At 40.8% G+C, this 26,780-nt stretch carries 27 protein-coding genes; 12 read left to right on the forward strand and 15 right to left on the reverse strand.

All coding sequences use genetic code 11. From position 1 onward, the window contains the following. Window positions 1–15 precede the first annotated feature (15 nt). The 3 genes from J2746_RS09210 to J2746_RS09220 are packed head-to-tail and all read left to right on the forward strand — an operon-like array spanning window position 16 to window position 1,913. Entirely contained in the window at window positions 16–495 is a 480-nt protein-coding gene (locus J2746_RS09210) for a hypothetical protein (RefSeq protein ID WP_209619563.1), read from the forward strand. 16 nt (window positions 496–511) lie between these two features. Continuing rightward, entirely contained in the window at window positions 512–1,144 is a 633-nt protein-coding gene (locus J2746_RS09215; RefSeq protein ID WP_209619564.1) for an endonuclease III domain-containing protein, read from the forward strand. Further along, the gene (locus J2746_RS09220; protein WP_245250076.1) at window positions 1,128–1,913 is read left to right on the forward strand and encodes a C15orf41 family protein; all 786 of its coding nucleotides are present in this window, start codon (window positions 1,128–1,130) and stop codon (window positions 1,911–1,913) included. Before J2746_RS09215 ends, J2746_RS09220 begins: the two co-directional genes overlap by 17 nt. A gap of 25 nt (window positions 1,914–1,938) precedes the next feature. On the opposite strand, the gene J2746_RS09225 is transcribed toward J2746_RS09220, so the two are convergent. Further along, window positions 1,939–2,160 carry a hypothetical protein gene (locus J2746_RS09225; protein ID WP_209619566.1) on the reverse strand — a complete coding sequence of 74 codons (222 nt, stop codon included), beginning with the start codon at window positions 2,158–2,160 and terminating at the stop codon, window positions 1,939–1,941. 233 nt (window positions 2,161–2,393) lie between these two features. Between J2746_RS09225 and lysS the strand changes: the two genes are divergently transcribed. Beyond that, entirely contained in the window at window positions 2,394–3,986 is a 1,593-nt protein-coding gene (gene lysS / locus J2746_RS09230) for a lysine--tRNA ligase (RefSeq protein ID WP_209619568.1), read from the forward strand. An 8-nt stretch (window positions 3,987–3,994) separates the two neighbouring features. After that, the gene (locus J2746_RS09235) at window positions 3,995–4,663 is read left to right on the forward strand and encodes a class I SAM-dependent methyltransferase (protein WP_209619571.1); all 669 of its coding nucleotides are present in this window, start codon (window positions 3,995–3,997) and stop codon (window positions 4,661–4,663) included. On the opposite strand, the gene J2746_RS09240 is transcribed toward J2746_RS09235, so the two are convergent. The 6 genes from J2746_RS09240 to J2746_RS09265 form a co-directional block, all read right to left on the reverse strand. Then, the gene (locus J2746_RS09240) at window positions 4,660–4,905 is read right to left on the reverse strand and encodes a pro-sigmaK processing inhibitor BofA family protein (protein ID WP_209619574.1); all 246 of its coding nucleotides are present in this window, start codon (window positions 4,903–4,905) and stop codon (window positions 4,660–4,662) included. The genes J2746_RS09235 and J2746_RS09240 overlap by 4 nt on opposite strands. Window positions 4,906–4,955: 50 nt before the next feature. Continuing rightward, window positions 4,956–5,375: a TIR domain-containing protein gene (locus J2746_RS09245; RefSeq protein WP_209619576.1), complete on the reverse strand. Its 420-nt coding sequence runs from the start codon at window positions 5,373–5,375 to the stop codon at window positions 4,956–4,958. After that, window positions 5,372–7,855: a U32 family peptidase gene (locus J2746_RS09250; protein ID WP_209619579.1), complete on the reverse strand. Its 2,484-nt coding sequence runs from the start codon at window positions 7,853–7,855 to the stop codon at window positions 5,372–5,374. The genes J2746_RS09245 and J2746_RS09250 overlap by 4 nt, the downstream gene beginning before the upstream one ends. Before the next feature lie 63 nt (window positions 7,856–7,918). Then, the gene (locus J2746_RS09255; protein WP_209619582.1) at window positions 7,919–8,626 is read right to left on the reverse strand and encodes a class I SAM-dependent methyltransferase; all 708 of its coding nucleotides are present in this window, start codon (window positions 8,624–8,626) and stop codon (window positions 7,919–7,921) included. A gap of 136 nt (window positions 8,627–8,762) precedes the next feature. Beyond that, window positions 8,763–9,065 carry a DUF8060 family membrane protein gene (locus tag J2746_RS09260; RefSeq protein ID WP_209619586.1) on the reverse strand — a complete coding sequence of 101 codons (303 nt, stop codon included), beginning with the start codon at window positions 9,063–9,065 and terminating at the stop codon, window positions 8,763–8,765. Beyond that, window positions 9,062–10,039 carry a DUF7490 domain-containing protein gene (locus J2746_RS09265; protein ID WP_209619589.1) on the reverse strand — a complete coding sequence of 326 codons (978 nt, stop codon included), beginning with the start codon at window positions 10,037–10,039 and terminating at the stop codon, window positions 9,062–9,064. The genes J2746_RS09260 and J2746_RS09265 overlap by 4 nt, the downstream gene beginning before the upstream one ends. Window positions 10,040–10,288: 249 nt before the next feature. On the opposite strand from J2746_RS09265, the gene J2746_RS09270 reads away from it, so the two are divergent. After that, entirely contained in the window at window positions 10,289–11,185 is an 897-nt protein-coding gene (locus J2746_RS09270) for a cation diffusion facilitator family transporter (protein ID WP_209619592.1), read from the forward strand. A 22-nt stretch (window positions 11,186–11,207) separates the two neighbouring features. Here the strand turns inward: J2746_RS09270 and J2746_RS09275 are convergent, their stop codons facing one another. The 3 genes from J2746_RS09275 to J2746_RS09285 all read right to left on the reverse strand — a co-directional run bounded on the left by J2746_RS09275 (window position 11,208) and on the right by J2746_RS09285 (window position 13,201). Continuing rightward, window positions 11,208–11,495 (reverse strand): MazG nucleotide pyrophosphohydrolase domain-containing protein, encoded by a 288-nt coding sequence (locus J2746_RS09275; protein WP_209619595.1) that lies wholly within the window; start codon window positions 11,493–11,495, stop codon window positions 11,208–11,210. A gap of 19 nt (window positions 11,496–11,514) precedes the next feature. Then, window positions 11,515–12,336 carry an imidazole glycerol phosphate synthase subunit HisF gene (gene hisF, locus J2746_RS09280; protein ID WP_209619598.1) on the reverse strand — a complete coding sequence of 274 codons (822 nt, stop codon included), beginning with the start codon at window positions 12,334–12,336 and terminating at the stop codon, window positions 11,515–11,517. 244 nt (window positions 12,337–12,580) lie between these two features. Continuing rightward, on the reverse strand, window positions 12,581–13,201 hold the full coding sequence (locus J2746_RS09285) for a hypothetical protein (RefSeq protein ID WP_209619601.1): 621 nt from the start codon (window positions 13,199–13,201) through the stop codon (window positions 12,581–12,583). Between the two features lie 390 nt (window positions 13,202–13,591). Here J2746_RS09285 and J2746_RS09290 point away from each other — a divergent pair, with 390 nt between their 5' ends. From J2746_RS09290 to J2746_RS09310, 6 genes are all read left to right on the forward strand, one after another. Next, window positions 13,592–13,885, forward strand: coding sequence for a hypothetical protein (locus tag J2746_RS09290; protein WP_209619604.1), 294 nt, complete (start codon window positions 13,592–13,594; stop codon window positions 13,883–13,885). Window positions 13,886–14,008: 123 nt separating this feature from the next. After that, entirely contained in the window at window positions 14,009–14,161 is a 153-nt protein-coding gene (locus J2746_RS09295; RefSeq protein ID WP_209619606.1) for a hypothetical protein, read from the forward strand. Between the two features lie 43 nt (window positions 14,162–14,204). Next, window positions 14,205–14,450 (forward strand): hypothetical protein, encoded by a 246-nt coding sequence (locus J2746_RS15010; RefSeq protein WP_425342645.1) that lies wholly within the window; start codon window positions 14,205–14,207, stop codon window positions 14,448–14,450. Between the two features lie 260 nt (window positions 14,451–14,710). Then, window positions 14,711–16,999: an EcoAI/FtnUII family type I restriction enzme subunit R gene (gene hsdR / locus J2746_RS09300; RefSeq protein WP_209619609.1), complete on the forward strand. Its 2,289-nt coding sequence runs from the start codon at window positions 14,711–14,713 to the stop codon at window positions 16,997–16,999. A gap of 32 nt (window positions 17,000–17,031) precedes the next feature. Then, on the forward strand, window positions 17,032–18,480 hold the full coding sequence (locus tag J2746_RS09305; protein ID WP_209619611.1) for a type I restriction-modification system subunit M: 1,449 nt from the start codon (window positions 17,032–17,034) through the stop codon (window positions 18,478–18,480). Next, the gene (locus J2746_RS09310; protein ID WP_209619613.1) at window positions 18,477–20,132 is read left to right on the forward strand and encodes a restriction endonuclease subunit S; all 1,656 of its coding nucleotides are present in this window, start codon (window positions 18,477–18,479) and stop codon (window positions 20,130–20,132) included. Before J2746_RS09305 ends, J2746_RS09310 begins: the two co-directional genes overlap by 4 nt. A gap of 71 nt (window positions 20,133–20,203) precedes the next feature. Here the strand turns inward: J2746_RS09310 and J2746_RS09315 are convergent, their stop codons facing one another. The 5 genes from J2746_RS09315 to J2746_RS09335 all read right to left on the reverse strand — a co-directional run bounded on the left by J2746_RS09315 (window position 20,204) and on the right by J2746_RS09335 (window position 26,726). After that, on the reverse strand, window positions 20,204–20,356 hold the full coding sequence (locus J2746_RS09315) for a hypothetical protein (RefSeq protein ID WP_209619615.1): 153 nt from the start codon (window positions 20,354–20,356) through the stop codon (window positions 20,204–20,206). Further along, the gene (locus J2746_RS09320; protein ID WP_209619617.1) at window positions 20,343–21,650 is read right to left on the reverse strand and encodes a hypothetical protein; all 1,308 of its coding nucleotides are present in this window, start codon (window positions 21,648–21,650) and stop codon (window positions 20,343–20,345) included. Before J2746_RS09320 ends, J2746_RS09315 begins: the two co-directional genes overlap by 14 nt. Window positions 21,651–21,743: 93 nt before the next feature. After that, entirely contained in the window at window positions 21,744–22,451 is a 708-nt protein-coding gene (locus J2746_RS09325) for a DUF1614 domain-containing protein (RefSeq protein ID WP_209619620.1), read from the reverse strand. A 108-nt stretch (window positions 22,452–22,559) separates the two neighbouring features. Further along, window positions 22,560–23,018 (reverse strand): bifunctional nuclease family protein, encoded by a 459-nt coding sequence (locus J2746_RS09330; RefSeq protein WP_209619623.1) that lies wholly within the window; start codon window positions 23,016–23,018, stop codon window positions 22,560–22,562. Window positions 23,019–23,087: 69 nt separating this feature from the next. Continuing rightward, complete coding sequence (locus tag J2746_RS09335; RefSeq protein ID WP_209619626.1) at window positions 23,088–26,726, reverse strand: hydantoinase B/oxoprolinase family protein; 3,639 nt, start codon at window positions 26,724–26,726, stop codon at window positions 23,088–23,090. Window positions 26,727–26,780 lie beyond the last annotated feature (54 nt).

Here is a 26,780-nt window from a genome sequence, read left to right on the forward strand (position 1 = left end):
TATTGAGGTTTGATCATGACGTTGCCTGATGTTTGTCCCAAAGACGGTGTTTCCCAGTGTAAGAAAAAAGCCTGCCATCTTTACGTAGTAGAGTGGCGTACAGGGGATGAGCAATGTATCATAGGATATCAGTCAACTCACAAAGAGCTTACAAGATCAACCCCAATGGAAGATACTTATGCTGAAAAAACACGTCTGAGGCTTGAAAAACAAGAAAGAAAACCCTGGCCTGAACCCGGGCAGACTCCTGAAAAGCGCCAGCATCTTCAACGGAAGCCAGTTTCTGAAGAAGGTCCCACAGAGATAGTTGCAGAACTCCCATTAAAAGAACCGGTATCTTCGGACGAAAGTGAAGAGATTGTGGTAAATGATAAAGATACCACGGTTTTTGAGTCTCGTAAAGATGATTCAAAAAATGAGAAAAAAAGAAAGTCTCTGGATGAAGTGATGGATATGGACCTTCCGGATGACTATGAAGAAAAGTTCTGGGATTAATTGTTTTTAGTGTTTCATGAAGGCTGGAAAACTTTGCAGAGTATATGATCTGCTTCTGGATGAACTCGGACCACAATACTGGTGGCCTGCAGAGACAGCTTTTGAAGTTGTTGTAGGGGCCATACTTACTCAGCAGACAAAATGGACCAACGTGGAAAAGGCCATCTCAGGTTTGAAAGAACACGGTCTGATGGAAGTTGATTCCCTTGCTGGTGCTGATATTGAGTTGCTCGAGGAACTTGTGCGTTGTTGTGGTTTCTACAGACAAAAATCTTCCCGGTTGAAAGGAATGGCAGCTTTTTTTGCCGATTATGGAATGGAAGAGGTATTTTCAATGCCTGTGGAAAAACTCAGAAGGACCATGTTATCCCTAAAAGGAGTTGGCAACGAAACTGCTGATAGTATTGTGCTTTATGCTGCCGGTAAACCAAAGTTCGTTATTGATGTCTATACTACTCGTATGATGAAGTGTATCGGTATTGAAGGGAATTATATGCAGCTGCAGCATATGTTTGAGACAGAGATTCCGCAGGATGTAGATATATATAAGGAATATCATGCTCTCATAGTTGAATATTCAAAAGCCTATTGTGGCAAAAAAAGATGTAATGAATGTATTCTGAAGGATTTAGATGAGAATGGATATTGATACTTACTATAAAATATATGACAGACTGGAGACCGTTGATGATGTTAAAAACTTATCCAGACAGTTCTCACAACCCATAGGAACAATTCATTCTATACTAAATCAGAAAACTGTTACAAAGGTCAAGAAAAATTTCTCTAGAATAAAGAACAAAAGTCCACGGCACCTGAGGCAATGGAAAAAAGGTAAAAGTATAGTTCAGATCGCAAGGAAGAACGATATTCCCGCAACTCTTATGGTTTCCATGCTGCTCAAGGAGATGGGTATCCCAAAGAAAGGTTTCATCAGGAATCTTGATGAACAACCAGAAGGTCGCCTCAAAAAAGAGGTGATTGCAGCATTGGATTCTGATTTCTTCTTTTCCCCCAAAGCTCATGAAATGCATGCAGAGAAAGGTAAGATGGGAGAGGCCATTTTAGCGGAATGGCTTGATGAATGTGGTATATCATACAGATCAGAGGATGATCTGAGGGATGAAGGCTTTTTAAAAACACCTGATTTTTTCCTGGATGAGGAAATTGAGATCGATGGTGTAACTATTTCCTGGATAGAAAGCAAGGCTCTTTTTGGTGATGAAAAGGAGCATGAATATTATATCAAAAAACAGTTCAGGGAATACGAAGAGAATTACGGCGTCGGTATGATCGTTTACTGGTACGGTTTCATAGATTCGCTCAGCTACAATGGAAATCTGATAAAAGATTACAGGTTCTTTGATAAAGAAAGGGATACGGTAGAAGAACTTCTGAATTTCAAAACATACTGGTGATTATTTTTGAATTATTGGTCTTTCTTTATTCTTTTTTCAGTTCAGACATGACTTTTTTCGTATATACCTGATATACACCCTCTTCATCATACACTACAACTTCTTCGTTGATGGTGGCATGGTTTGCATGGACCACCAGAAATGGCCAGAGCTCATTACTTTCAGGGTCACGCTGGTTCTTCATGTTGAAAATATCCTCTGAGGTACTTAATGAGATCCTGTGCATATTTTCGGTAATACGTGTCATATTTTACTGAACAGTAATTTTTTATTAATATCTTTCGTGTTGCAATTATATGAGGCAGGAATCTGTCCTCAAAAGGACAAAAAATCCTGTAAGATTCCGTTTGGGATTTTTGCCATAAGCAAAGATTATAATAGTAACAATCATCTTAGATTACTGACTCCGGGTCATCCGGTAATTTCAATACTTACAATAATATTGTTCATTAACACTCTTATTCATATATCGGTGAAATTATGGCAGAAATTACACACTGGGCAGATGTCATAGCAGACGAGGTGCTGGCAAAGGATAAAAAGCACCTTGTTGCAACAGGCATCACGCCCTCAGGTCACATTCATATTGGTAACATGCGCGAGGTTGTAACTGCAGATGTAGCATTCAGGGCTCTTGAAGATAAAGATGCGGAAGCTGAGTTCATCTACATTGCAGACACATACGACCCATTAAGAAAGGTCTATCCTTTCCTGGATGAAAGTTATGAAGAGCATGTAGGAAAACCACTTTCTGAAATTCCATGTCCATGCGGTAATCACAAGAATTATTCCGAACATTTCCTTGAGCCTTTCCTTGCAGCACTTGAACATCTGGGAATCCACCCGAAGGTCTACAGGGCAGATGAGCTTTACAAAGAAGGTGTCTACGTAGAAGCTATCAAGCAGGCCCTTGAGAAAAAGGATGAGATTGCAGCGATCCTGCAGAAGAGGTCCGGTAAGACTCCTGCAGATACATGGAACCCGTTCAACCCGATCTGCAATGATTGTGGCAAGGTCAACACAACCACAGTAACCGGTTTTGACATCGATGCGGAAACCGTGGACTATGAATGTTCTTGCGGAAGCAAGGGAACAGTTTCAATGAAGGGTGGTGGAAAACTCACCTGGCGTGTTGACTGGCCGGCAAGGTGGAAGGCACTTGGCGTTACTGTTGAACCATTTGGTAAGGACCATGCTTCAAGAGGCGGTTCATATGATACCGGAGAGGCCATTTCCAGAGAGATATTTGACTATGAGGCACCACATCCAATAGTTTATGAATGGATCATGCTGGGTAAGAAAGGTGCAATGTCATCTTCAACTGGTGTTGTAGTTTCAATATCAGATATGCTTAAGGTGGTGCCACCTGAAGTACTGCGTTACCTGATTATCCGTACAAAGCCTGAAAAGCACATCAGATTCGATCCTTCATTACCTTTGCTCACACTTGTGGATGAGTTCGAACGTCTTCACTCAAGCGACAAGGCAACGTCTTATGATAAGAGAATGATCGAGCTTTCACATGCAGCAGGACTCTGCCATACAGATATTCCGTTCAAACACATGACAACAATCTATCAGGTTGCTGCAGGTGACTTTGATAAGATCATGAATATCGTGAAAAGAGCAGGATACGACACAAGCAATGAGAAATGCATACGTGAGCTTGTTGACAATGTTGGCAAATGGCTTGAGATGTACGCACCTGATAATGCTAAGTTCAGTGTACAGGAAGAGCTTCCGGTAAGCACTTCACAGCTCAGTGATTTCCAGAGAGCTTTTCTCAGTTCATTTTCAACCATACTGGATAAGAGCGGTGAACTGAACGGTGAGGACTATCACAATCTTGTGTACTCAGCAAAGGAAACAGGTTCAGAACTCAACACAATGATAGCTGAATCACTGAATGTTGATGCAGAATCACTTGAAGTAAGTCCAAAGCAGCTCTTCAAGGCAATCTATATTTCAGTTCTTGGACAGCCTTCAGGACCTAAGGCAGGATGGTTCCTTTCATCACTTGAAAAGGACTTCCTTGCAATTCGCTTTAAGGAAGCAGCAGAGTATAAGCCCTGATCCTGATTATGGCAAACAATTCTTTCCCGGGCAAAGACCTTCAGGGCAAGTCTCATTTTCTTGCCTGGGATGAAGAATACAAACATGTGACCTGGGGTGGTCCTAGGTCGATATCAATGCTGGAAGGTTTTATCTCTTCCAGTTCACTAATTCTTGACCTTGGCTGCGGGAACGGCAGGTTCCTTTTGCCGCTTTCCCGTAAGTATAATGCGATCGGTACAGATGTCTCTGCAACTGCAGTTCAAAGGGCCAGGGAATATCTAATAAAAAGCAATGTTGAAAGCGATAAAAGAGCTGGATGCCTTGCTTCGAGTATAACCTCGCTTCCCTTTTCTGAAAATTCATTTGACGCAATTCTGTGTATTGGGGTTTTGCAGCACCTTCTGGAAGATGAAAGAAAACAGGCAATTTCTGAGATTAAAAGAGTGATGAAAAGCGATGCAATTTTTGTGCTGGAAGTTTTCGGAACTGAAGATATGAGATACGGTGGTGAATCTGTGGAAAAAGATACTTTCATCAGAAAAAATGGAATCATATACCACTATTTCACTCGTAATGAACTGGCATCACTGCTGGATGAATTTGATATATTAGAAATGAAGGATCTGGTTTCAGAAAAAAAGTTTCATGGCGAGCCACACAGGCGCCATCAAATAAGAGTAATTGCAAGTCTTTAGAATGCGATTCCAAGATAGTTCAGGGCAATAATAAGAAGTGCTCCTACTACACCACCAATTGCACACACAAGAACAACTATCCACGTGTAAGCTATATTGAGGCCAAGCACAAGATTTGCAACAACCAGTATGATAAGACCCAGAACTGTGTTGATTACCATGCTCTTTATTGTCTTCAGTACCTTCCAGAGAATGATAGCGACTATTATAGCCACTATAAGAGTTATTATTTCGGTTACCATAAACACCACTTTTATATTGCTATGATAAGTATTTAATTGTTACTAAAAAATCAGAGTCTGTTAGTGTCGTTCAGGAATTTATTGATCTTTTCTTTCATGTCATCAATGTTGTGATACTCTTTGCAGATAATCCTCTTATCCCCAAGAAGCATCGCAGAAACATTAGCTTCAGGGACGTGCAGACACAGAACAGGAATTTTCCTTTGAAGCGCACTGCAGATCTCATATCCAACACCAATTGAAGGTGTGCTCACCTCTGCTATCATGCACTCACTCTTTTCAAGGAATCCCATATCCCTTATGTATATCTCTTCCTCGGAAAGCAATGATTCTGACTTTTCAAGCTCTGGGTCAGCAACATGCCAGCTAAGCACTTCATGGCCTCTATTCTGAAAATAATTGCACATCTCAATGTAAGTGGATAACATCTGTCTTCCACCCCGAATTGAAGCTGAAAGGAATATTCTCATTTCACACCTCTATGGTAGTGTCCTCTGGTGTGGAACTCACTGATATCTTTTCCATGCCAGAGATGTTTAGTATCACCTGTGTAGTAGGCATCAATATTAGCTCTGTATGCCCTTGTGACCATACTAACATTGTAATCATCCATGTTTGTGGCATCGATCCTGAGTCTGGAAAGACCAGTTTTGATAAGCTGAGGTACATCCTCAAGTAAGCAGAGTTCTCTTGAGTTGAATATGTGGGTCCTGCATTCAGAGTCTGTTCTGATTGGGAATTCATATCCTTTCTCATCAATTATCTCAAACTTGCCACTCTTGCACTGGGAATTACAGTTGAAACCGTTCTCATTGCCCTCGCCAAGAATGCCACCTATCAGGCAGTGTTCGGATTCCATTATCTGTATTTGTCCATGGACGATGTATTCACAATCTCCGTATGCTGCGATCTCAAGTATCTGTCCAAGATTCATTTCAGTTGAGAGTGTAACAGTGTCTGCTCCTTTTTTATTAAAAGCCTGAACTGTGTGCTTATTGAAAACATTCATGGAACTGTCAGTTAGTATTTTCAGACCGGAATCCCGTGCGATTTCAAGGACACCAAAATTCGCTGCAATAATACCCTCAAATCCCAGTTCCTTTGCAAGTTTTATTTTTTCTTTCACATTCTGTAAATCTGAATTTTTTGTGATGATCGGTGTATGCAGATATAGAGGGATGTTTTTTTCACAAGCACCCTCTATCATAAATTTCCAATCATTACTTTGAAGCTCTTTAAGTGAAGCATCAATGTAAACAAGATCTGCTCCGCTTTTCATAGCCGAAGCGAGAGCATCAGCATTTTTAACACTAACAGAAAGCAGTATCCTTTTCTCTTCTTTCTCGTCTGCTATCTCAGTTTCTTCACTCTGCTCTTCCTTAATTTCAGAACTTATTTCATGTGCCGGTCTTCTGAACTTTTCGATTCTAATTTTTTCCAGTTCGTCAGTAGCTTCAGTTCTTGCATTGTTCAGTTCTTTTATTGGAATGAATGCATCATCCGGCATGTCAACTTCAATTTCCTGAGTTTCAAAAACAGTATTTCCGGTTTTAGCAAGCTGTTTTCTGACATTTTCTTCAGTAGTGGGTCTTTTCTGCGGCTTCTCCACAATATAGTCGGAAACAACAGTTGATGTATTATTTTCATTATCAGAAAGTGAGAGTTCAAGATTCTCACCAATATGTGCTTTAAATTTAATGGAAACCGGAACCTTGCGTATTGGTGCAGGTGAACTATATGAAGCCTGTAATTCTTTCATCAGGGAATCATCAAGTGTCCTGTAAACAGGTGTTCCATTCTTTGGAGGTTGATCGAAGTTTATGGTTATAACTTCTCCATTGCCTGCCTTTTTCTCAAGTCTGTTCCCAATGTAGATTCCTCTTACTATGGTCCCTGAGTTCTTGCTACCTTCAAAACCGATTCCATCTCCGACCTCAAGTTCTCCGGTAAGTGTGATCTCCAGTCTTTTGAACTTATTATTAAATCCTGACACTTTTCCAACCATGATTCCCTGGTTATGAGGTCTTTCCCGGCTCATCAGGTCCCCTGCAGGATCGCCTTTGAAGTACCCGGTTGTGAACTCGCGGTTGAATAACTGTTCCAGATTCTCCTTTTCTTCATCGGTGACAGAATAGTTATCCGGGTCTTCCACAAACCTGTCAATAAGGTTTCGATATATTTTCACAACACCTGCGACATATTCAGGGCGCTTCATCCTGCCCTCGATCTTAAAGGAATCTATTCCTGCTTTAATGAGTTCAGGCAATATTTCGGATGTATTCAGGTCTTTAGGACTCAGAAGGTAGCTACCTTCTGTTTTGATCTCCTTTCCATCTCTTCGTAATCTGTATTGTTTGCGGCATGGTTGGGCACAATATCCGCGATTACCACTCCTGCCACCGATCATACTGCTCATGAGGCACTGGCCTGAGTAGCAGATACAGAGAGCACCATGTACAAAAGCCTCAATTTCTACTCCTGTATCGTTTTTGATCCTTGAAATTTCTTCAAGTGAGAGTTCCCTTGCAAGCACAATTCTCTTTACTCCAATCTCCTTCAGAGCCAGCACGGCTTCAGTGTTGTGTATCGTCATCTGGGTGCTTGCATGTATTGGAAGTGACGGAACTTTTTCCCTTGCCAGTTCCAGAAGTCCCATGTCCTGCACAATGATGGCATCAGTTCCCAGTTCATCAAGAGTGTACATAAGTTCAAGTGCTTCTTCCATTTCACTGTCCTTGATGAGAGTATTCATGGTAACATAGACCTTAACACCTCTAAGGTGTGCGAAGTCAAGTGCTTCTCTGAATTCCTCTATGGTGAAATTGCCTGCATATGCCCTGGCACTGAAATCCTTTATTCCAAGGTACACTGCATCTGCTCCATTTTCAACGGCAGCTATCAGTGATTCCATATTTCCGGCAGGAGCTAAGAGTTCGGGAGTTTTAAGCATGATAATCGCTCACATGAGTTGAGAGTATATAAATGCCCCTCTCATAGTAAGCACAGAAAAATCTCACTCTTTTATGCAAAGGTAGGTTGCCATGAAACCATTCTTATGCTCGTATTCTTCTATCCTGAAACCTGCCTGTTCGATTAGTCCTTTCATGGTCCAGTCAAAGGTCGAGTATTCTTCCTTTATGTGAAGTTTCATTTCCTCAACGATTTTCTCATCTGTTTCAGGTGGCATAGTCCGGAATAGCTGTGAGAAATAGCTATCAAAATCAGGAGTCTCTGAAGAAAAAACCACATCTTTCAGGAAGAATTTTCCACCACTTTTAAGCATGGAGCTGATGTTCTTCAGAGCGATAAATTTCCAGAAATCAGGCAGATGATGCAGTACAAGCTGGGTGACAACTGCATCATATACCTCATCCCCAGAATCAAAAGTCAGAAATCCAGCATTGACAAACCTTACATTTTCTCTCTTCCTTGACTTTGCTTTTTTCTCTGCAAAATCAAGCATCTTCTGTGAAATATCCAATGCAGTTACCTGTTTGCAATGTTTCGAAAGCTCAATGGAGAATTCTCCGGTTCCACATCCGATTTCCAGTATTTCATCTCCCGGCTGGATATTAATGAGTTGACACATGATTTCAGCTTCCTTTGGGATGTTGCGGATGGTTGCCATCTTCCTGTCGTAGCTAAGGACTTCGTCTTCACTTCCATAATCCGTTCCAACTTGGATAAGTTCATCGTAATACCATTCAGGCAATTCTTTCATATGCATACCTTCTGTGTTATCTAATATCTTCTTGATTAATCTAATAAGGGAGTGTTGCTGGATTGAACTGATAGGAACATGAAGTAAAAGTAGCAGAAAAGTGAGGATAAAAATAAGAAAAAAGAGAGGAAGGAAATTATTTCTTTTCCTTTTTCAGGAAGAACCTGTTCAGTACAAAAAGTCCGGCGATGATAACTGTCAGATAATAAACAGATCGGAAGATAGGTCTGTACTGGTATTCAAACCAGGTATAGATTATTTCATCAACTGAGAAATACAACTGAAGTGTTGCAATGGCAATTATAATTCCCACAAGTGCAAGCATTCCATTCCTGAAATGATCTTCAGCGGTCTTTTCTTTTTTCTCTTTTTTCTCAGTTTTAGGAGCAAAGCTGACTTTCTCTTCCTTCACTTGAACACTTTCATTTTCCTCACTCATTGCAATCTCCTCCTCACCATGTATAGTGCTGCGATAAAGCCAATTACTGCAAATGAACACGTAAATCCGGGACTTTCTTCCTCTGCAGTTTCATATGCTGCTTCTTCCTCATATTCTCTGTTAAAGTCATCCTCTATCACAAAGTCAGCGGTATTGACATTCTTGTTCTGTACCATCTGGTCCCTGTCAATTACCTTTTCAGGGTTTAGCTGCACGTAATCCTCTCCTGTCCGGACCACAGTATTATCGTCCCATATGCTGACCTCGACAATGTAATTGTAGTTATCAGGTACTGTCAGGTTGACACTTCTGATGACGGTGTTCTCGGGTTTAATCTCGCCTGAACTTATCCATTTCTTATCGGCAATGAGTCTTGCATCCATTTCCCTGGCCTTTACCAGTATGCGATAGTCTTCTGTTGTTTCCACACCCTCGTTCTTGAGATAGATGTCATTCTGGATGACGACGCCATTGGAGCTTGTCTCCCTTGCTATGAAGTCGATACTTTCTATCCGGACGCCTGTTTCCTGCTGGTCAGTTGGCAGGCTCTCCAGTCCTGAAAGTGTCATCCGGAGATCATAACCCATCTCTCCCTCGTTGACTACAATAGCACTTATGCGATAACTGCCGCTTTTTGGGAGACGTATCTTCTGGCTGACCATTTTTGTCTCGTCTTCCTTTATCGGTCCGATATCTTCTTCCTGTTTCAGTTCAAGCAATCCGGTCTGTTCGCTGAAAGCTTTCAGCATGACCGTTGCATTGCCATCACTGTCAGCTCCCCAGTTCTCTACATATGTTGTTACATTGAGCCAGACATAAGTGCTTTTGACACTGTCTGCCGAGATTTCAATGTCCCTTATTCCCAGGTGTGCTTCCTGTTCATCGAACTCTTGCAGGCATCCGCTGGACACTGTGAAAAAAGCGATAATAATTAAAATAAGAATGAAACGTATGTTGTTCTCTTTCTGTTTCATTGATGTTTCCCCATGATACTACAAAACACTACTATTTAATTATTGTTAAATATGGATGTAAAAAATAGTATATGACTTGTTTTTAGTCTTCTCAATGTAGGTTCACAAAATATCATTTTGAATATATACGGATTAGAGTATTGAATAAGGATTAAAGGTCTTTTTAAAAGATGATGGAGTTCAAAAAAGTTGCAAAAGCTTAAATAGACTTCAATTCTTCTCTATTTACTCAAAGGGAGTGCATAATGTATGCAGAATGACGATGGAAGAAGCAAAACTGCATTAAAAGTGACTACAAATGGGATGATCTTCAATGTCTTACTAACACTTTTTAAATTCATTGCGGGTGTTACTGGGCACAGTTCTGCAATGATCGCTGATGCTGTCCATTCATTTTCCGATTTTATTACTGACATCGTGGTAATTTTCGGGCTTAAGGCTGCTGGAAAACCGGCTGACCATAATCATCACTACGGCCATGGCAAAATAGAGACTCTCTGTGCAGCCTTTGTTGGTATTGCTCTTTTTATAATTGGATTAGAGATCCTCCTGACTGGCATGGGCAAGATACTTCTTGTAGCTGGTGGAGGCAGTCTCGAACAGCCGGGAACAATTGCTCTTATTGCAGCAGTAGTATCAATTCTTATAAAGGAAGGGTTATACCGCTATACACTGAATGCCGGCAGGTCAATAAAAAGTGATGCAATGATTGCAAATGCATGGCATCATCGTTCAGATGCTTTCTCTTCTGTGGGAACAATGATAGGTATCGGAGGAGCAATAATAATTGGAGGAAGATGGGTAATTCTTGATCCTATCGCCGCGGTCATTCTGAGTTTTTTCATATTCAAGGTTGCATTTGATATATCTTATACAAACATCAATGAACTTACGGAAGCAGCCCTTGATAAAGATACTGTCGAAGAGATAAGTCATATTATTGTCTCTACCGAGGGTGTCAGGGACTTCCACAAGCTTAAAACAAGAAAGATAGGAAGTAACATCGCAACTGATGTACATATCCAGGTAGATAAGGACCTAAGTCTTATCGAAGCTCATGACATATGTACTGAAGTTGAGAATCGCTTACGTTCAAAGTTCGGAACGGACAGTATACTTTACATCCATTGCGAACCTGATATGTAATACTGTTCAAAAAATAGTTTTCTCAGTCTGTGCAAATACACGGATTTTGTTTGCATGTAGGACAATGGTCTGGATATTTTTCCAGAAATGCAGCTTCAAGGTCGATATCATAGAGATTTGCTATTGCTCCTATCCATGCAAAACAATCTGCAAGTTCTTCCCTGATATTTTCCATGTCTTCCCTGCGGATGGCTTCCGCAAGTTCGCCAATCTCTTCCACAAGCCAGAGTGTTGTTGCTGCTGCACCTCTTTTCTTATCGTTATGTGCATAGAGGTCGTACATGCGTTTCTGGAACTCGGAGATTTCCATAATTATCCTCCTGTTTGGTTCAGAGCCTTACAGGAATGTCTTTTTCTCTGAGATGCTCTTTGACATCGCTGACAGTGTATTCTCCAAAGTGGAATATACTTGCTGCAAGTGCTGCATCGGCTTTTCCTTTTGTGAATCCTTCGTACATGTGCTCAGGATTACCTACTCCGCCGGATGCGATGATTGGGATCTCAAGTTCCTCGGAAAGTTTTCTTGTGATAGGAATGTCAAATCCGTCATAGGTTCCATCCCTATCCATACTTGTAAGCAGAATCTCGCCGGAACCCAGTTCCTCTACTTTTTTTGCCCACTGGACAGCATCTATTCCTGTTGGCTGCCTGCCGCCGTAGATAACAACCTCATACCACGCAGGTGTTCCATCTTCCAGTTCAATGACGGTCTTATCCGGATTGTTCTCAACATCGGGGTTGCGCTTGCAGTCAATTGCTGTAACAATACACTGGGCACCAAATATCTCTGATGATTCTTTGATGAGTTCAGGATTCTTTACGGCTGCTGTGTTAATGGATACCTTATCAGCGCCTGCTCTGAGAATCTGGCGTATGTCCTCAATGGAATTTATCCCGCCACCGACAGTAAGTGGAATGAAAACCTCGTCTGCGGTTCTCTCGATGACCTTAACCATTGTTCCCCTGCCTTCATGAGAAGCTGTAATGTCAAGGAATACCAGTTCGTCGGCACCCTGTTCATTGTACTGCTTGGCGAGTTCCACAGGGTCTCCTGCTTTTCTCAGGTCTACGAATTCTATTCCCTTGACGACAGTTCCACCTTCCTCATCAAGTGTAACGTCAAGACATGGTATGATCCTTTTTGTAAGCATGTGACTTTGTTCCTTTCACTGCATTTGATTATCTGTATCTGCCAGGCTAACTGGAAGATGCTTATTTAATAAGGAAGATACTGAGTTTTTATTTAACACTTGTTGTGGTTTTTAGATACAGGGATATTTAGAAGGTGAGAAAATCAGCTATAGGTGGTGAATTATAACTACAGAAGTTTAAAAGATTTTGTTTCTACCTTGTTTTACATTAGATGAATGATGGCAAAAAATTCATTGTGCCTGATCATTCAGTAACTGTCATGTATGCTAGCATTTTGTCCGAACTGATATCAAAAAGGATTATGCTGGTATCTGTTACAGAAGAATCTACTGTTCCCGGTTGAGTTACAGTTATCTGTTCACCATTGATCATAAAAACACCGGAATTGATATCAATGACCATCTGATCGTCTATATTCAGTATCTCTCTGTTTTCAGTGAGGGGAGAATAGACATATGTATGTCCATGTGATGAGATGATTAGTTTCACTCCTGATAGATCAATACCCTCACCTTCTTTTTGTTCAAGCAGGTATTTTCCTTCGGAAAGCGCAGAAGCCTGGAATTTCACACTAGAGGCCGATTGTGGTTGTTCTTGTTCGATTGAATTCGTATTTTCGTTTGATTCATCTGACACCGCAAAGTCACTTTCAGATTCCTGGGTTTCCACTGTTTCCAATTCAGTTTGTTTTGTTGTCTGGTTGTCATTGCTGTTTATCTGAGTATTTTCATCTGCTTCCGGTTCAATCTGTTCAGGAGTCTGATTATTACTTTCTGTAATGTTGCCGGATTCTCCTACACAACCGGATATCGTGATCAACACGCTGATGATAATTATTAAAATTGCAGAAACATATGTCTTCAATAAGATTCCCCCACCTTACTAGTCAATATTTTGTTGATTTGTATGCTATTTAATTGTTTCTTGTTGTTCTTTTATTGTATATCAAGAAGATGGCATATATCTTTTAGATTCAATAAGAGAATATAGATAAAATATCAATGAATGTGCTTCATTAATAATATCCGGCAGATCTACTTGCCGATAATTTCCTTTAACCAATAAGCAGTTTCATTCACGGGGCTGGTGTGACAGGCAGTTTCCTATACCCTTATTAGGTCATATTAGGTCTGATTGCTTGTAATGATCATTCATTAGGCATTAGTTTATTTAGCATAACCAGTCGATTAATCGGAAAGTTTATGAATAAATAGGCTTTATTTTTTTATAATTACCTGATATGGAGGAAATAATTTGAACAATGAAAATGTCATGCCACCTGAAAAATGGGGTTACATATGGGTTTTGCTTATCTTCTTCTTTGCATTCTCATATGTGGCTTTTATGCCCGAAGGTTTTCTTACAGCATTACTTATGAGTATATTCGTAGCAGCGGTTGCAACTATGTGGTTGGCTCTTACACATCTCCTGTGGTTCACAGGCGGCATCCTGTACAAGATAATTGCTTTAATAATCGGTGGACTTGTTGCTGTGCTGGTTGTTATTGTGATTCAGTTTGTTTATGAGAATGTGTCCTTGAAAATGTAAGTACATTAAGGGCATCTGGAGAGATACAGGAATAATAATTTCAAAATATCAATATTGGTATAAAAGTTATAATTATTGTTATAGTAGATAAACAAATGTCAGACATGAAACAACTGATCCGATATGCAACAATGGCCCCCTTCTGTTCATAGTACTCAACCCTGGAGGTCCAGTATAAATGAAAACGCCATCCGCGTTGATGTTGCTCTTTTCAGAAAATCAAAAACCGGGTTGAGGTCAGGAATAAAGGCCGCCTGTATGGTGGATTATCTGTGAATTGCTCCGGTCCGGAATGTTTTCAGAGTGAAGGAATGAGGTTATAGCAGACATTTTCCATGATGCTGGTCTGGTTGAAAAATGGGGAACAGGTATTCGCAAGATACTTGCTGCTGAACCAGATACAAGTTTTCAAGAAGTAGGGGCACAGTTTATTGTACCCTTCAAAAGATACGAATCAGGTATAATTGAAAACACAACAAGCTACACATCTTGTGAAAAGGTAGGTTATAGGGTCGGAGAAAATCTCACCCTGAACCAGCAAAAGATTCTCGATCTTATCCTGTAAGACAATTCCATTTCCGCCAGATTGCTATCAGAATTAATTGGTATTTTCCAAAGAAAGATAGAGACGAATATCGCTAGATTGAAGGAAAAATGTCTTCTCAGGTTGTAGGTTCAGCACGTGGTGGTTATTGGGAAGTTATTGATGGGGAATGAAAGAGAGTGTTTTTGTTTCTGTCTGCTAATTAATTTTTTATATGCTAATTACATTTTTATCTATGAAGTATTTCATAAAGTATTCACATTGGGCTCAGGGAACAGACAATGACTGATATTGATAAACGAAGTCTTAGTGAAAGAGATATTTGTACTAAATATATCACTCCTGCAATCAAAAATGCCGGATGGAACGTCCATACACAGGTACGTGAAGAAGTTCAGCTTACTAATGGCAGGGTTATTGTCGATGGTCAAACTGTTTCCAGAGGCATGAAAAAGCGTGCTGATTATGTTCTTTATTATAAGCCGAATATTCCGATAGCTATTGTAGAGGCAAAAAAGAACGAGTATGAAGTTGGAAAAGGAATGCAGCAGGCTCTGGAATATGCTCAGATGATGGACCTGCCATTTGTATTCAGCTCTAATGGTGATGCTTTTCTTTTCCATGATCTTTCAGGAAACTCAGATTTTGTAGAAAAGGAATTATTTTTGGATAGCTTTCCCTCTCCTGATGAGCTATGGGAGTCTTATTGTAAGTGGAAAGGTATAGACAATGTTGATCATAATCTGATCGATCAGGATTATTACAGTGATTTCACAGGCAAGGCTCCACGTTACTATCAACTAAATGCTATAAATAAAACTATTGAAGCCATATCAAAAGGACAGGACCGTATTCTGCTTGTGATGGCTACCGGTACCGGTAAAACATATACTGCTTTCCAGATTATATGGAGATTGTGGAAATCCAGAGCTAAAAAAAGGATTCTTTTCCTTGCTGACAGAAATATTCTTGTGGATCAGGCTAAGACCAATGATTTTAAGCCTTTTGAAAAGGCTATGACAAAAATAGAAAAACGTCAGGTGGATAAGTCTTATGAGATTTATCTTTCTCTTTATCAGGCTGTCACTGGCAGTGAAGAGGAAAAGAATATTTATAAACAGTTTTCACGGGATTTTTTTGACCTTGTTGTTGTGGATGAGTGTCATCGTGGAAGTGCTGATGAAAATTCAGCATGGAGGGAGATACTTGAATATTTTGATTCCGCCACTCAGATTGGAATGACGGCTACTCCAAAGGAAACCAAGACCGTTTCAAATATAGAGTATTTCGGAGAACCGATTTACACCTATTCACTGAAGCAGGGTATTGAGGATGGTTTTCTTGCTCCTTATAAGGTCATTCGTATTGATCTGGATAAAGATTTGCAGGGCTGGAGACCTGAAAGGGGGCAACTTGATAGATACGGCAGGGAGATTGAGGACCGCATATATAATCAGAAAGATTTTGACCGTGGAGTTGTTCTGGAAAAAAGAACTGAGATCATTGCCCGGAAGGTCACAGAGTTCCTTAAAGCTACCAATCGTTACGATAAAACCATTGTTTTCTGTGAGAACATTGATCATGCTGAAAGAATGAGACAGGCTATTGTTAATGAGAATCCTGATCTTGTGGATGAAAGCAAATATGTTATGAGGATTACCGGTGACGATCAGGAAGCTAAGAAAGAGCTTGATAATTTCATAATGCCTGAAAACAAATATCCTGTTATTGCTACCACTTCAAAACTTCTGGGCACCGGAGTTGATGTTCAGACATGCAAACTGATCGTTCTTGATAAGAGAATTCAGTCAATGACGGAATTTAAGCAGATAATTGGACGTGGAACTCGTATCAATGAAGAATTTGATAAGCTGTTTTTCACTATTATGGATTTCAAAAAGGCCACGGAATTATTTGCTGACCCGGATTTTGATGGTGAGCCTGTCGACATCTTTGAAGGAAAAGCAGAATCGCCATTGAAACCGAATTTGCCGCATCAGAAGATAAAACCATACAGGGTTCCTGATGTGGGAGTTTCCATTGTAGCTGAAAGGGTTCAATATTATGGTCCCGATGGTAAGTTAATCACTGAATCTATCAAGGATTATACACGGAAAACATTGCGTGATGAATTTGATTCTCTTGATCTGTTTTTGAAATACTGGGCTGAAAGCAGTAAGAAGCTGGCAATTTTAAAGGAACTTGAAGATAAGGGGTTGATGCTGGATGCTCTTGCGGAGGAAGTTGGCAGGGAATACGATCCTTTTGACCTCATCTGCCATGTGGTGTTTGACCAGCCAGCACTTAGCCGCAGGGAAAGGGCAAGTAACGTTAAGAAAAACGGATATTTTGAGAAATACGGAAATGAAGCCCGTGCTGTTCTGGATGCCCTTCTGGATAAATATGCGGATGAGGGCATAAGGAATCTTGAAGATATGGATGTTCTGAGGGTGAAACCGTTGAATGATCTTGGAACTCCTATGGAGATTGTCAAACTGTTTGGTGGGAAGCAGAATTTTATTGATGCGGTTTCTGAAATGGAAACTCAATTATACATGGCTGAAGTTTAATGTAGAAGAAACCGCGGGATGAAGGTAAAACGATGTCAATCAGTACCACTATTAAAAGTATTCAGGATATTATGAGGAAAGACGCTGGTGTGGATGGAGACGCACAGCGTATCAGTCAGTTAGTATGGATGATGTTCCTCAAGATTTTTGATGACAGGGAAGAAGAATATGAGTTGATGGAGGAGAGTTATGAGTCTCCTATCCCTGAGCGTCTGAGGTGGAGAAACTGGGCGAAGGACCCGGAGGGAATTACCGGAGAGGAACTGCTTGATTTTGTGAACAATGAACTTTTCAAGACGCTGAAAGAGCTTCATTTCACACCAGATTCTGACCCGCGCGGTTTTGTGGTGCGTGACGTTTTTGAGGATTCTTATAACTACATGAAGAACGGAACTCTGATACGTCAGGTTGTCAACAAGATTAACGAGATTGACTTTAACAGTTCCAAGGACAGGCATCTTTTCGGAGATGTGTACGAGAAGATTCTAAAGGACCTGCAAAGTGCCGGGAATGCTGGAGAGTTCTACACGCCTCGTGCTGTTACTGAGTTCATGGTGCAGATGGTTGACCCGAAAATAGGAGAGAGCATACTTGATCCTGCATGTGGAACTGGTGGTTTTCTTACTTCTTCCATAGAACACCTGAAAAAGCAGGTTGAAACGGTTGAAGATGAGGATGCTCTGCAAAGTTCTATCCACGGTGTTGAGAAAAAGCCACTTCCGCACTTGTTATGTGTTACTAATATGATGCTTCATGGTGTTAAGAATCCTTCACAGATCAAGAGGGATAATTCCCTTGCCAGACCTCTGAGAGATTACAAGCCTTCTGACAGGGTGGATGTGATTATCACCAATCCGCCATTCGGAGGTACGGAGGAAGATGGAATTGAATCCGGTTTTCCGGGGTCTTACCAGACGAGGGAAACTGCTGACCTTTTCCTTGTTCTTATCACTCATTTGCTCAAGAAAGACGGACGCGGTGCAATAGTCCTTCCTGATGGCACGCTGTTCGGTGAAGGTGTTAAGACCCGCATCAAGGAGAAACTGCTTGATGAGTGCAACCTGCACACGATTGTGCGTCTGCCAAACGGTGTTTTCAATCCCTACACCGGTATAAAGACAAACCTGCTCTTCTTCACAAAAGGTGAGCCAACCAAAGAGATATGGTACTACGAGCACCCATACCCTGATGGCTATAAGTCATATTCCAAGACCAAACCCATGCGAATACAGGAGTTCAAACCCGAAAAAGCATGGTGGCAAAATCGCGAGGAAAATGAGTTTGCCTGGAAGGTCACAATAGATGAGATCAAAGCCAACAACTACAATCTCGATATCAAAAACCCCCACGTCACAGACATCGACCACGGCGACCCCGAAGAACTCCTTGCAGACTACAAAACCCTTCTCTCAGAGATCGAAGATACCCGCAACACCCTGAAATCAGAACTCATGACAGCCCTTGAGGGAAATAACGCATGAACCCCAATTCCTTTTTTGAGAACTTTTTCCTACTAGCAGAAACCCCTAATGGCATCCAGAAGCTGCGTGAAATGATTCTGCAAATGGCAGTGCAGGGCAAACTTGTACCGCAGAATCCAGATGATGAGCCTGCGGAAGTTTTGCTGGAAAAGATAAGAAAGGAGAAGAAAATTAAGAAATCCAAGGAATCATCAGAAATTGATGTTCCATTTGATATTCCTGTAAATTGGCAGTGGTCTCTGCTTGATGATATTTCAGATAAGGTTCACTATGGATACACTGCTTCTGCGGATGAAACCATCAAGGATGTGAAGCTGCTTAGGATTACTGACATACAAAACAATAAAGTAAATTGGGATACAGTTCCAGGTTGTCAAATCGAGAACGAAAAGATTGAATCTTACTCTTTATCAAATGGTGATTTACTCATTGCTCGTACTGGTGGGACTATAGGCAAATCCTATTTGGTGGAACATATAACCATCTGCTCTGTTTTTGCTTCATATCTCATTCGTATAGTTCCTAGTTCTTTCATTTTACCTCGATACCTCAAGGTCTTCACAGAATCTCCACTTTACTGGAAACAATTATATTCAAAATGTTCAGGAACAGGTCAGCCAAATGTAAATGGAACAGCTCTTCGCTCACTTGTTACTCCCCTTCCACCCCTCGAAGAACAAAAACGCATCGTAACCAAAGTCGACCAGCTCATGGAACTCTGCGACCAGCTTGAATTCCTGCAACAAAAGAAGCATGAAAGCCGCATTCATCTCAACAACGCTGCCCTCAACAAGATGCTGGATGCCGGAAGCCCGGAGGAGTTTGCAGATAACTGGCGGCTTGTATGCGATAATTTCGGGTTGTTGTATGATAATCTGGAGAACGTGGAGAAATTGAGGCAGGCTATTTTGCAGCTTGCGGTGATGGGGAAGCTTGTGGAGCAGGATGATGGGGATGAACCTGCGGAGGTTTTGTTGGAGAAAATTGCAATTAAGAACAAAAATGAAAAAAACCTATTCTCTCCTAAATCCAACGAATATCCATTTGAAATTCCTACCAGTTGGAAATGGGTTAAATTAAGTGATATTGTTGATTCCAGAGGTATCACTTATGGAATAGTCAAAATGGGTGCTGAAGATTCAAAAGGAGTTTTGGCTTTAAGGTGTAGTAATGTCAAATTTAGACGGCTTGATTTACACAATGTTAGGACAGTAACTACACAAATCTCCAATAAATACAAAAGAACAATCATTCAGGGTGGAGAGTTATTAATGACAATTAGGGGAACCTTGGGTGGTTGTGCAATTGCTCCAGAATATGTTAAAGGTTATAATATAGCTAGAGAAATTGCCTTAATTCCTTTAATCAAAGAAATTAATAATGAATATATGTTGAATGTAATTTCTTCGCCATATATACAAGAGTTTAATGTTAGTAAAACTAGAGGAATTGCGTATAAAGGTTTGAACTTAAAAACATTAGCTGATTTTTTAATTCCTCTCCCACCTCTCGCAGAACAAAAACGCATCGTAGCCAAAGTCGATCAGCTTATGGAACTCTGCTACCGGCTTGAATCTAACATACGGCAGGCGCAGGAGAATGGGGAGAGGTTGATGGAAGCGGCTGTGAGTGGGTTGCTGGGTGGTTCTTAAAACTCCCAGCCTTCATTTGAATTAAAAAAGTACAGGTTCCGTAAGAGGAACGCTGTTAATAATGCCTGTTATCAAATATCTTTCATCAATTTCTGAGCAACTGCTTCTCCTGCTTCTTTTGGTTTATCCAATAATTGCTCAAACTGCTTTTTTTCGTAGGATTTGGGGAAATAATTCTTTTCAATTTCTGCTAAAGTCTTATAATTCCTTTTATTCTTTCCCACTTTCTTTCCCTCCATTGTATTTATTGATAAAGTATTGCGGATTTAATTCTGATTTAAAGTAATGCTTCCTTTTTATCCAGATGAAGCCATCTCCTTTAGAAATTACAACAACATCTATAGGTCCGCCTACAGTTTCTGCATCTAATGAAATTTTCCTTTTAAATGAAGTCAGGTTCACAAGAGATTCTGCCATTGAAGCAAGTTCATCTTTCGGTAACACAGAAACAACATTCGTTATAGGACTCACATAGTGTTCTTGTTGTATTCCATTTAAACTGGAGACAAATCCTCCGATTATTCTTTCTACATGATTATCTAGTTCTTCCCGGTATTTATCTGTTTCAGAAGTATGCTGTTTTTTCTCTATAATAGTTTCTGTGAAATCTTTTAAAGAGTTATCTAAAAAAGATACGCTAAATTCAAACATTGAAGGATCAATTCCCCTCATGAAGATATCCACCATTTCTCTTTGTGCAAACGGTGCAACAACACTATTATTTTCAAGAGAGATATTTTCATGACGCTCAACTTCATATTTTAGTTTGTTGCATATTATGCACTCAATAAAAAAGGATTTGAAAGAAGGAAATATCTCTTCTTCTCCAAAACCTGCTACTACTATACCGGAATATGAGTTATTTTTAATCTCTGGAAACTTTGAAAATACCCAGGGAACAATTTCTTCCATTATTCCTATAGTTTCTTCATCAAGAGGAAACTCTTCAAAAACATCAGATATTATTTCTTTAATACTTGATTCATATCTTTCAAGTATCATTTCTTCCAGATTGTCTGGAAATCCCGGACATTTGTGTGCTTCTTCCCACAATTCATATTGAGAGTCCACAATTTCTGTCATAAGATCCATAAGCACATCTTCATCAACAACTTCTTCCTCATTGATTTTCTTCTGAATCTCAGCGAAGAGCTCACCTTTGATTGAATTGAAATAAGCGTAAAGTTGAGCTTTAAACATTTGTTCCTGGATTTCTTGTGTAAAAAGCATTTCATTTTCATCTAAAAAATCAATGAAATCATCTGCGTACTCTTCCAGTGTATTGTATGTTTTATTTCCGTTCTTTGCCCTGTATATCTTGATGATAGTCTCCCAGGGAATCCCCATGAAACTCGCATTCCCATAAACCATTATGCCAACAGGACATTTATCCGACAATGAGAAAAGCTTGTTAGCAGATGCAAATATTTTGTCACGTGAAAAGCCAGAAATGGTGACAGCACTATCAGCAGCTAGTGCAATCGCATCTTTATTCATTATTACGATTTCAGAAGTCATTTTTACTCTACAGTTCTCTTAAATTATACAACTATATATGTTTTTTTTAATTACTCGCATCAAAAGAAAAAAAAGTATGTTATTGATTTTCTATCAAACCAACAACACCGCAATAACCCCCGCCAAAAACACACCATCAAAAGTCCCCGCGCCACCAATACTGACCACAGGAGCACCAAGCTTTGTGATCGCACGCATATTCAATAGGTCGGCTCCTATCAGAGTACCTAAAGTGCCGCTGATATAGGCTACTGCAAAGATGAGGTCGTGCTGAATACTGGTGGAGTAGACCACCAGGACGGAGCTCAGGGCAGCAGCAATTGGCGGGAGAAGTGCAGGGGTAACGATTCCCACACCTCTGACAGGTCTTGCTACTGCTTTTGTGATGAAGGCAACCATCAGGGTTGCGTAGAGAACGTATATTGCAGAATGTGGGAAAAGTCCCAGCAGGTAGATGGAAACGATAGTTGGTATCAGGGCACCGCCTACGTTGATAGCTATTGTTGTCCTAGTTTTGTGAGTTTCCTTGAAAGGCACCCTGTATGAAACTCCAAATATCTTCACATACTTGTGATTCTCTATCGGGATCTTAGTTTCAAGAGTCTTAAGCGGAATATTGATACTACTTCCAATAAGGGATGCAAGAAGCAGGATAAGAGCATCGTTCCATGAGAACCCTATTTTGCTGAAAGCGCTGCTGACCAGACCGTAAAAGAGCACGGAAATACTAAACGCAAGCACAAAGGCCAGTATGATAGTGAAAACAAACTTAAAAGGATTATAGAATATCCGATGCCTCATATCATATTGTCCTAATTTTCAGTATATACTTTTTTGGGTTTCAAATCTTAAAGCAAAGTATGAATATAATTGCAATATCTCTAAATCTCGAATCTAGAAAAGTAAAGCTCAGGCAAATCCTGTGATCGCCTTAGAGCCTGTGAAATTCTCCTTACTGATAGCATCCTCATTGAACACACTTTCATTTATCAGGATAGGAGCATTATTGCGTAGCGCAATTGCGATACAATCACTTGGTCTTGCATCGAATTCCATCCTGTTTCCTTCCTTTTTCAGGGTCATTCTGGCATAATAGATATTGTCCTTCTTCTCATCTATCAGTATCCTTTCAACATCAGCCTCAAGCCGTGAAAGTATGGAAATAATAAGATCATGTGTCATCGGCCTTGGCATAGTCTCATTCTTCAAAACCGAATTGATGGACAGAGCCTCAGACTGTCCGATGTGAATCGGCATAATCATTCCATCATCATCTTCAAGCATCACAGCAGGCACAGCTCGCCCAAAGATGTTGATCATGTAAACTCCCTTTACGGTAACTTCCTTTATTTCGCTTGCAGAGTCCATATTTTTAACAACAGCCTTCCCTTATTGCAATATTCCCTAATTCCACAGATGTTTAATAAGTATCCTTACTTAACTCTTTCTTTTTGCTCGCATACCAAAACCACCTGCTCCGGGAGTTTCAATTATGAAAACATCACCTTCGTTCATCTCCGTGATGTCCCTCCCATCAAGTTCTTCAATCTGTGAATCGCCACTTCTCACAACATAATTCCTACCAGTCTTTCCCTCCTCTCCACCATTCAAACCCCGAGGTGCAAATATCCTGTGGCTGGAAATGATAGCAGCCCTCATAGGTTTCAGGAATCGTATCTTCCTGACAACACCATCACCGCCATGATATTCCCCATCACCACCGCTCCCTTTACGAACACAGAACTCTTCAAGCCTCACAGGGAATCTCCACTCCAGAACCTCGGGGTCAGTAATTCTGGAATTTGTCATATGCGTCTGCACAGCACTTGTCCCATTAAATCCTTCTCCTGCACCAGAACCACCGCATATGGTCTCATAATACTGGAACTCATCATCTCCAAATGTAAAATTGTTCATGGTCCCCTGCGAGCCTGCCATGACTCCCAGTGCTCCGAAAAGAGTATCAACTATATATTGCGAGGTCTCAACATTTCCGGCAACCACAGCCGCAGGGTATTCAGGATTCAGAATACTGCCCTCAGGAATAGTTATCCTGAGCGGCCTCATGCAGCCTTCATTAAGTGGAATGTCTCTGTCAACAAGCGACCTGAAAACATAGAGCACAGCCGCCTTGCAAACTGCAACAGGAGCATTCAGGTTGCCGGAATGTTGTCCTGAAGTTCCGGTAAAGTCGATATGAGCTTCTCTGTTCTCACGGTCAATTCTCACTTTAACACATACTAGAGTCCCGTCATCAAAGGAAAGTGAGTATTCTCCATCCTTCAAAACCTCAATTACTCTTCTGACAGATTCCTCTGCATTATCCATTACATGCTGCATGTATGCCTGTACCGTCTCCATTGAAAAGTGTTCAACAAGCTTCAACAACTCTCTCACACCTTTCTCATTTGCAGCAACTTGAGCCTTCAGGTCAGCAATATTCTGGAAAGGATTTCTTGAAGGATATTTTCCCGAACTCAGCCACTTTGCAACTTCATCTTCAAGGAACTTCCCATCAGCAACAATACGCTGCCCTCCGGTAATCACGCCTTCCTCTTCAATGTGCCTGCTTTCAGGAGGTATCGATCCTGGAGTTACACCACCAATATCTGCATGATGGCCCCTTGAAGCAACATAGAACTCAACATCTCCATCATGGAATACAGGAGTTATAACCGTAATATCAGGAAGATGGGTTCCACCCTCAAACGGAGAGTTAAGCATGAAGACATCTCCTTCTCTCATATCAGGGAACTTTCTGATTATCGCCTTTACACTCTCTCCCATGGAACCAAGATGCACAGGTATGTGAGGTGCATTGGCTATCAGGTCTCCATTCCTGTTAAAAACAGCACATGAGAAATCAAGTCTCTCCTTGATATTGACCGAATAAGCGGTGTTCCGGAGAGTATAACCCATCTGCTCTGCAATGGACATGAACCTGTTATTGAATATCTCAAGCATCACAGGATCAGCTTCGGTTCCTACTGATTCTCGCTTTGGCAGAGGAACAACTCTTTCCAGTACAATTTCCTGGCTTTCCATGAGTTCTGCTTTCCATCCGGGTTCGATTATTACAGTTGTGTTAGTTTCAACAATCACAGCCGGTCCGGTAATTCCATTTCCAACTTTTTTCAGTTCCTCTCTCCTGTAAATTGGTGTTTCATGGAATTCGCCACATGTGTACATTGTAGTTTCAGGTAGCCCAGCTTTTTGCCCTTGTTGTGAAAGTGAACTATCAGAAAGAGAACCTTCATGCATCTTTTCTCCAGAACCTATTATTTCCGTAGAGACAGCTTCTATGAAAATCTCCTTGCTTTCCATTACAAAACCAAAACGGCTTTTATGCTCATTCTCAAAAGCATTTTTAATTTCACTTTCAGAACCAAAATCAACAATTATGGATGTTCCGGCATCCTTATACTTGACATGAACCTTGTGTAGTGCACTAATATTTTCCTCAGTAACACCCTGCATTCTCATTTCTTCCATGCAGGTTCTTTCAAGTTCAGCAACAATGCTTTGTAGTTCTTCAACCAGTCCGCTTTCAAGTTTTTTCTCAACCGCCTGCTCTTTCATAATTCTCTGGTCAGCAAGTCCCATTCCATAAGCTGAAAGCACACCTGCCAGAGGATGTATCAATATTTTGCTGATTCCCAGTGCATCTGCAACACCACAGGCATGCTGTGCCCCTGCTCCACCAAAACAGCAAAGAGCGTATTCCTTAGTATCATAGCCACGCTGGATTGATATTTTCTTGATGGCATTTGCCATGTTCTCAATAGCTATCTTAAGGAATCCTTCGGCAACCTGTTCAGCACTTGTTTTCTCTCCTGTAAATTCGGTGACCTCTTCCGCAAGAGATGCAAACTTCTCTTTAACAACCTCAGCATCAAGTGGCATGTCAGCGTTATGTCCGAATACATGAGGGAAATACTTCGGGTCAATTTTTCCAAGCATCAGGTTACAGTCAGTAATTGTGAGGGATCCGCCTTTCCTGTAACATGCCGGTCCGGGTTCAGAGCCTGCGGAATCAGGCCCTACCGTAAATCTTCCTGCTTCAAAATGGAGAATTGATCCACCACCTGCTGCAACAGTATGAATGTAAAGCATGGGAGAACGCAGGTGAACACCGGCAATTTCTGTCTCAAAACTTCTCTCGTATTCTCCGTTGTAATGAGCTACATCAGTGGAAGTCCCTCCCATATCAAAAGTGACAATTTTTTCAAAGCCTGCTTTTCTGGAAGTTTCAACAGCTCCTACAATACCACCGGCAGGTCCTGAAAGAATACAGTCCTTTCCTCTGAACTGGCTTGCTTCCACAAGTCCACCGCTTGACTGCATGAACATTAGTTTTGTATTGTTCCCTCCGGCTTCAAGGGTGGCAGTTATCATATTGATATATCTTTTAAGCACCGGAGAAAGATATGCATCAACAACTGTGGTTTCTCCACTGCTGATTAATTTTATTAGTGGACTTGCCTCATGTGAAAGCGAGATTTGGGTAAATCCTATCTCCTCTGCAATTTCGCGAAGCTTAATCTCATGTTCAGGGTACCGGTAAGCGTGCATCAGTACAATAGCAATGGAACGTATTCCTGATTGGTAAATTCTCTCAAGTTCTGCACGTGCACTTTCAGTTTCAACAGTTTCTAACTCCTCACCTGATGCACTGTATCGCTCATCTATTTCGATGACTTCATCATAAAGCAGGTCTGGAAGCTCTATCTTCAGGGCAAAGATATCAGGACGGTTCTGGTATCCAATCCTTAATGCGTCCCTGAAACCTCTGGTAATTACAAGGGCTGTCGGCTCACCTTTCCTTTCAAGCAATGCGTTTGTTCCCACAGTGGTTCCCATTTTAATAGAAGCTATGTTCTCAGTTGGCAGTATATCATCAGATCCAATTTCTAGAATAGTTCTGATACCATGCATTGCAGCATCTGTGTAATGCTCAGGATCAACTGAAAGCAGTTTATGGGCAATCAATTGTCCTTCAGGTTTTCGGGCAACAACATCAGTGAATGTGCCACCTCTGTCTATCCAGAATTGCCATTTTTTGTTGATCGGAGCCATCGTATTTCCATCAATGAGCGTTTTGTAATATTATAAAATATGCTACGCTAAATA

The organism is Methanolobus bombayensis (assembly GCF_017873415.1).
In the GTDB taxonomy this organism is placed as follows: Archaea; Halobacteriota; Methanosarcinia; order Methanosarcinales; family Methanosarcinaceae; genus Methanolobus; species Methanolobus bombayensis.

Bases quoted from the DNA above. Each gene is read 5' to 3' on its own strand.
- J2746_RS09210 (WP_209619563.1), top strand. From the start codon at position 16: ATGACGTTGCCTGATGTTTGTCCCAAAGACGGTGTTTCCCAGTGTAAG.
- J2746_RS09215 (WP_209619564.1), top strand. From the start codon at position 512: ATGAAGGCTGGAAAACTTTGCAGAGTATATGATCTGCTTCTGGATGAA.
- J2746_RS09220 (WP_245250076.1), top strand. From the start codon at position 1,128: ATGAGAATGGATATTGATACTTACTATAAAATATATGACAGACTGGAG.
- J2746_RS09225 (WP_209619566.1), bottom strand. From the start codon at position 2,160: ATGACACGTATTACCGAAAATATGCACAGGATCTCATTAAGTACCTCA.
- lysS (WP_209619568.1), top strand. From the start codon at position 2,394: ATGGCAGAAATTACACACTGGGCAGATGTCATAGCAGACGAGGTGCTG.
- J2746_RS09235 (WP_209619571.1), top strand. From the start codon at position 3,995: ATGGCAAACAATTCTTTCCCGGGCAAAGACCTTCAGGGCAAGTCTCAT.
- J2746_RS09240 (WP_209619574.1), bottom strand. From the start codon at position 4,905: ATGGTAACCGAAATAATAACTCTTATAGTGGCTATAATAGTCGCTATC.
- J2746_RS09245 (WP_209619576.1), bottom strand. From the start codon at position 5,375: ATGAGAATATTCCTTTCAGCTTCAATTCGGGGTGGAAGACAGATGTTA.
- J2746_RS09250 (WP_209619579.1), bottom strand. From the start codon at position 7,855: ATGCTTAAAACTCCCGAACTCTTAGCTCCTGCCGGAAATATGGAATCA.
- J2746_RS09255 (WP_209619582.1), bottom strand. From the start codon at position 8,626: ATGAAAGAATTGCCTGAATGGTATTACGATGAACTTATCCAAGTTGGA.
- J2746_RS09260 (WP_209619586.1), bottom strand. From the start codon at position 9,065: ATGAGTGAGGAAAATGAAAGTGTTCAAGTGAAGGAAGAGAAAGTCAGC.
- J2746_RS09265 (WP_209619589.1), bottom strand. From the start codon at position 10,039: ATGAAACAGAAAGAGAACAACATACGTTTCATTCTTATTTTAATTATT.
- J2746_RS09270 (WP_209619592.1), top strand. From the start codon at position 10,289: ATGCAGAATGACGATGGAAGAAGCAAAACTGCATTAAAAGTGACTACA.
- J2746_RS09275 (WP_209619595.1), bottom strand. From the start codon at position 11,495: ATGGAAATCTCCGAGTTCCAGAAACGCATGTACGACCTCTATGCACAT.
- hisF (WP_209619598.1), bottom strand. From the start codon at position 12,336: ATGCTTACAAAAAGGATCATACCATGTCTTGACGTTACACTTGATGAG.
- J2746_RS09295 (WP_209619606.1), top strand. From the start codon at position 14,009: ATGCAACAATGGCCCCCTTCTGTTCATAGTACTCAACCCTGGAGGTCC.
- hsdR (WP_209619609.1), top strand. From the start codon at position 14,711: ATGACTGATATTGATAAACGAAGTCTTAGTGAAAGAGATATTTGTACT.
- J2746_RS09305 (WP_209619611.1), top strand. From the start codon at position 17,032: ATGTCAATCAGTACCACTATTAAAAGTATTCAGGATATTATGAGGAAA.
- J2746_RS09310 (WP_209619613.1), top strand. From the start codon at position 18,477: ATGAACCCCAATTCCTTTTTTGAGAACTTTTTCCTACTAGCAGAAACC.
- J2746_RS09320 (WP_209619617.1), bottom strand. From the start codon at position 21,650: ATGACTTCTGAAATCGTAATAATGAATAAAGATGCGATTGCACTAGCT.
- J2746_RS09325 (WP_209619620.1), bottom strand. From the start codon at position 22,451: ATGAGGCATCGGATATTCTATAATCCTTTTAAGTTTGTTTTCACTATC.
- J2746_RS09330 (WP_209619623.1), bottom strand. From the start codon at position 23,018: ATGGACTCTGCAAGCGAAATAAAGGAAGTTACCGTAAAGGGAGTTTAC.
- J2746_RS09335 (WP_209619626.1), bottom strand. From the start codon at position 26,726: ATGGCTCCGATCAACAAAAAATGGCAATTCTGGATAGACAGAGGTGGC.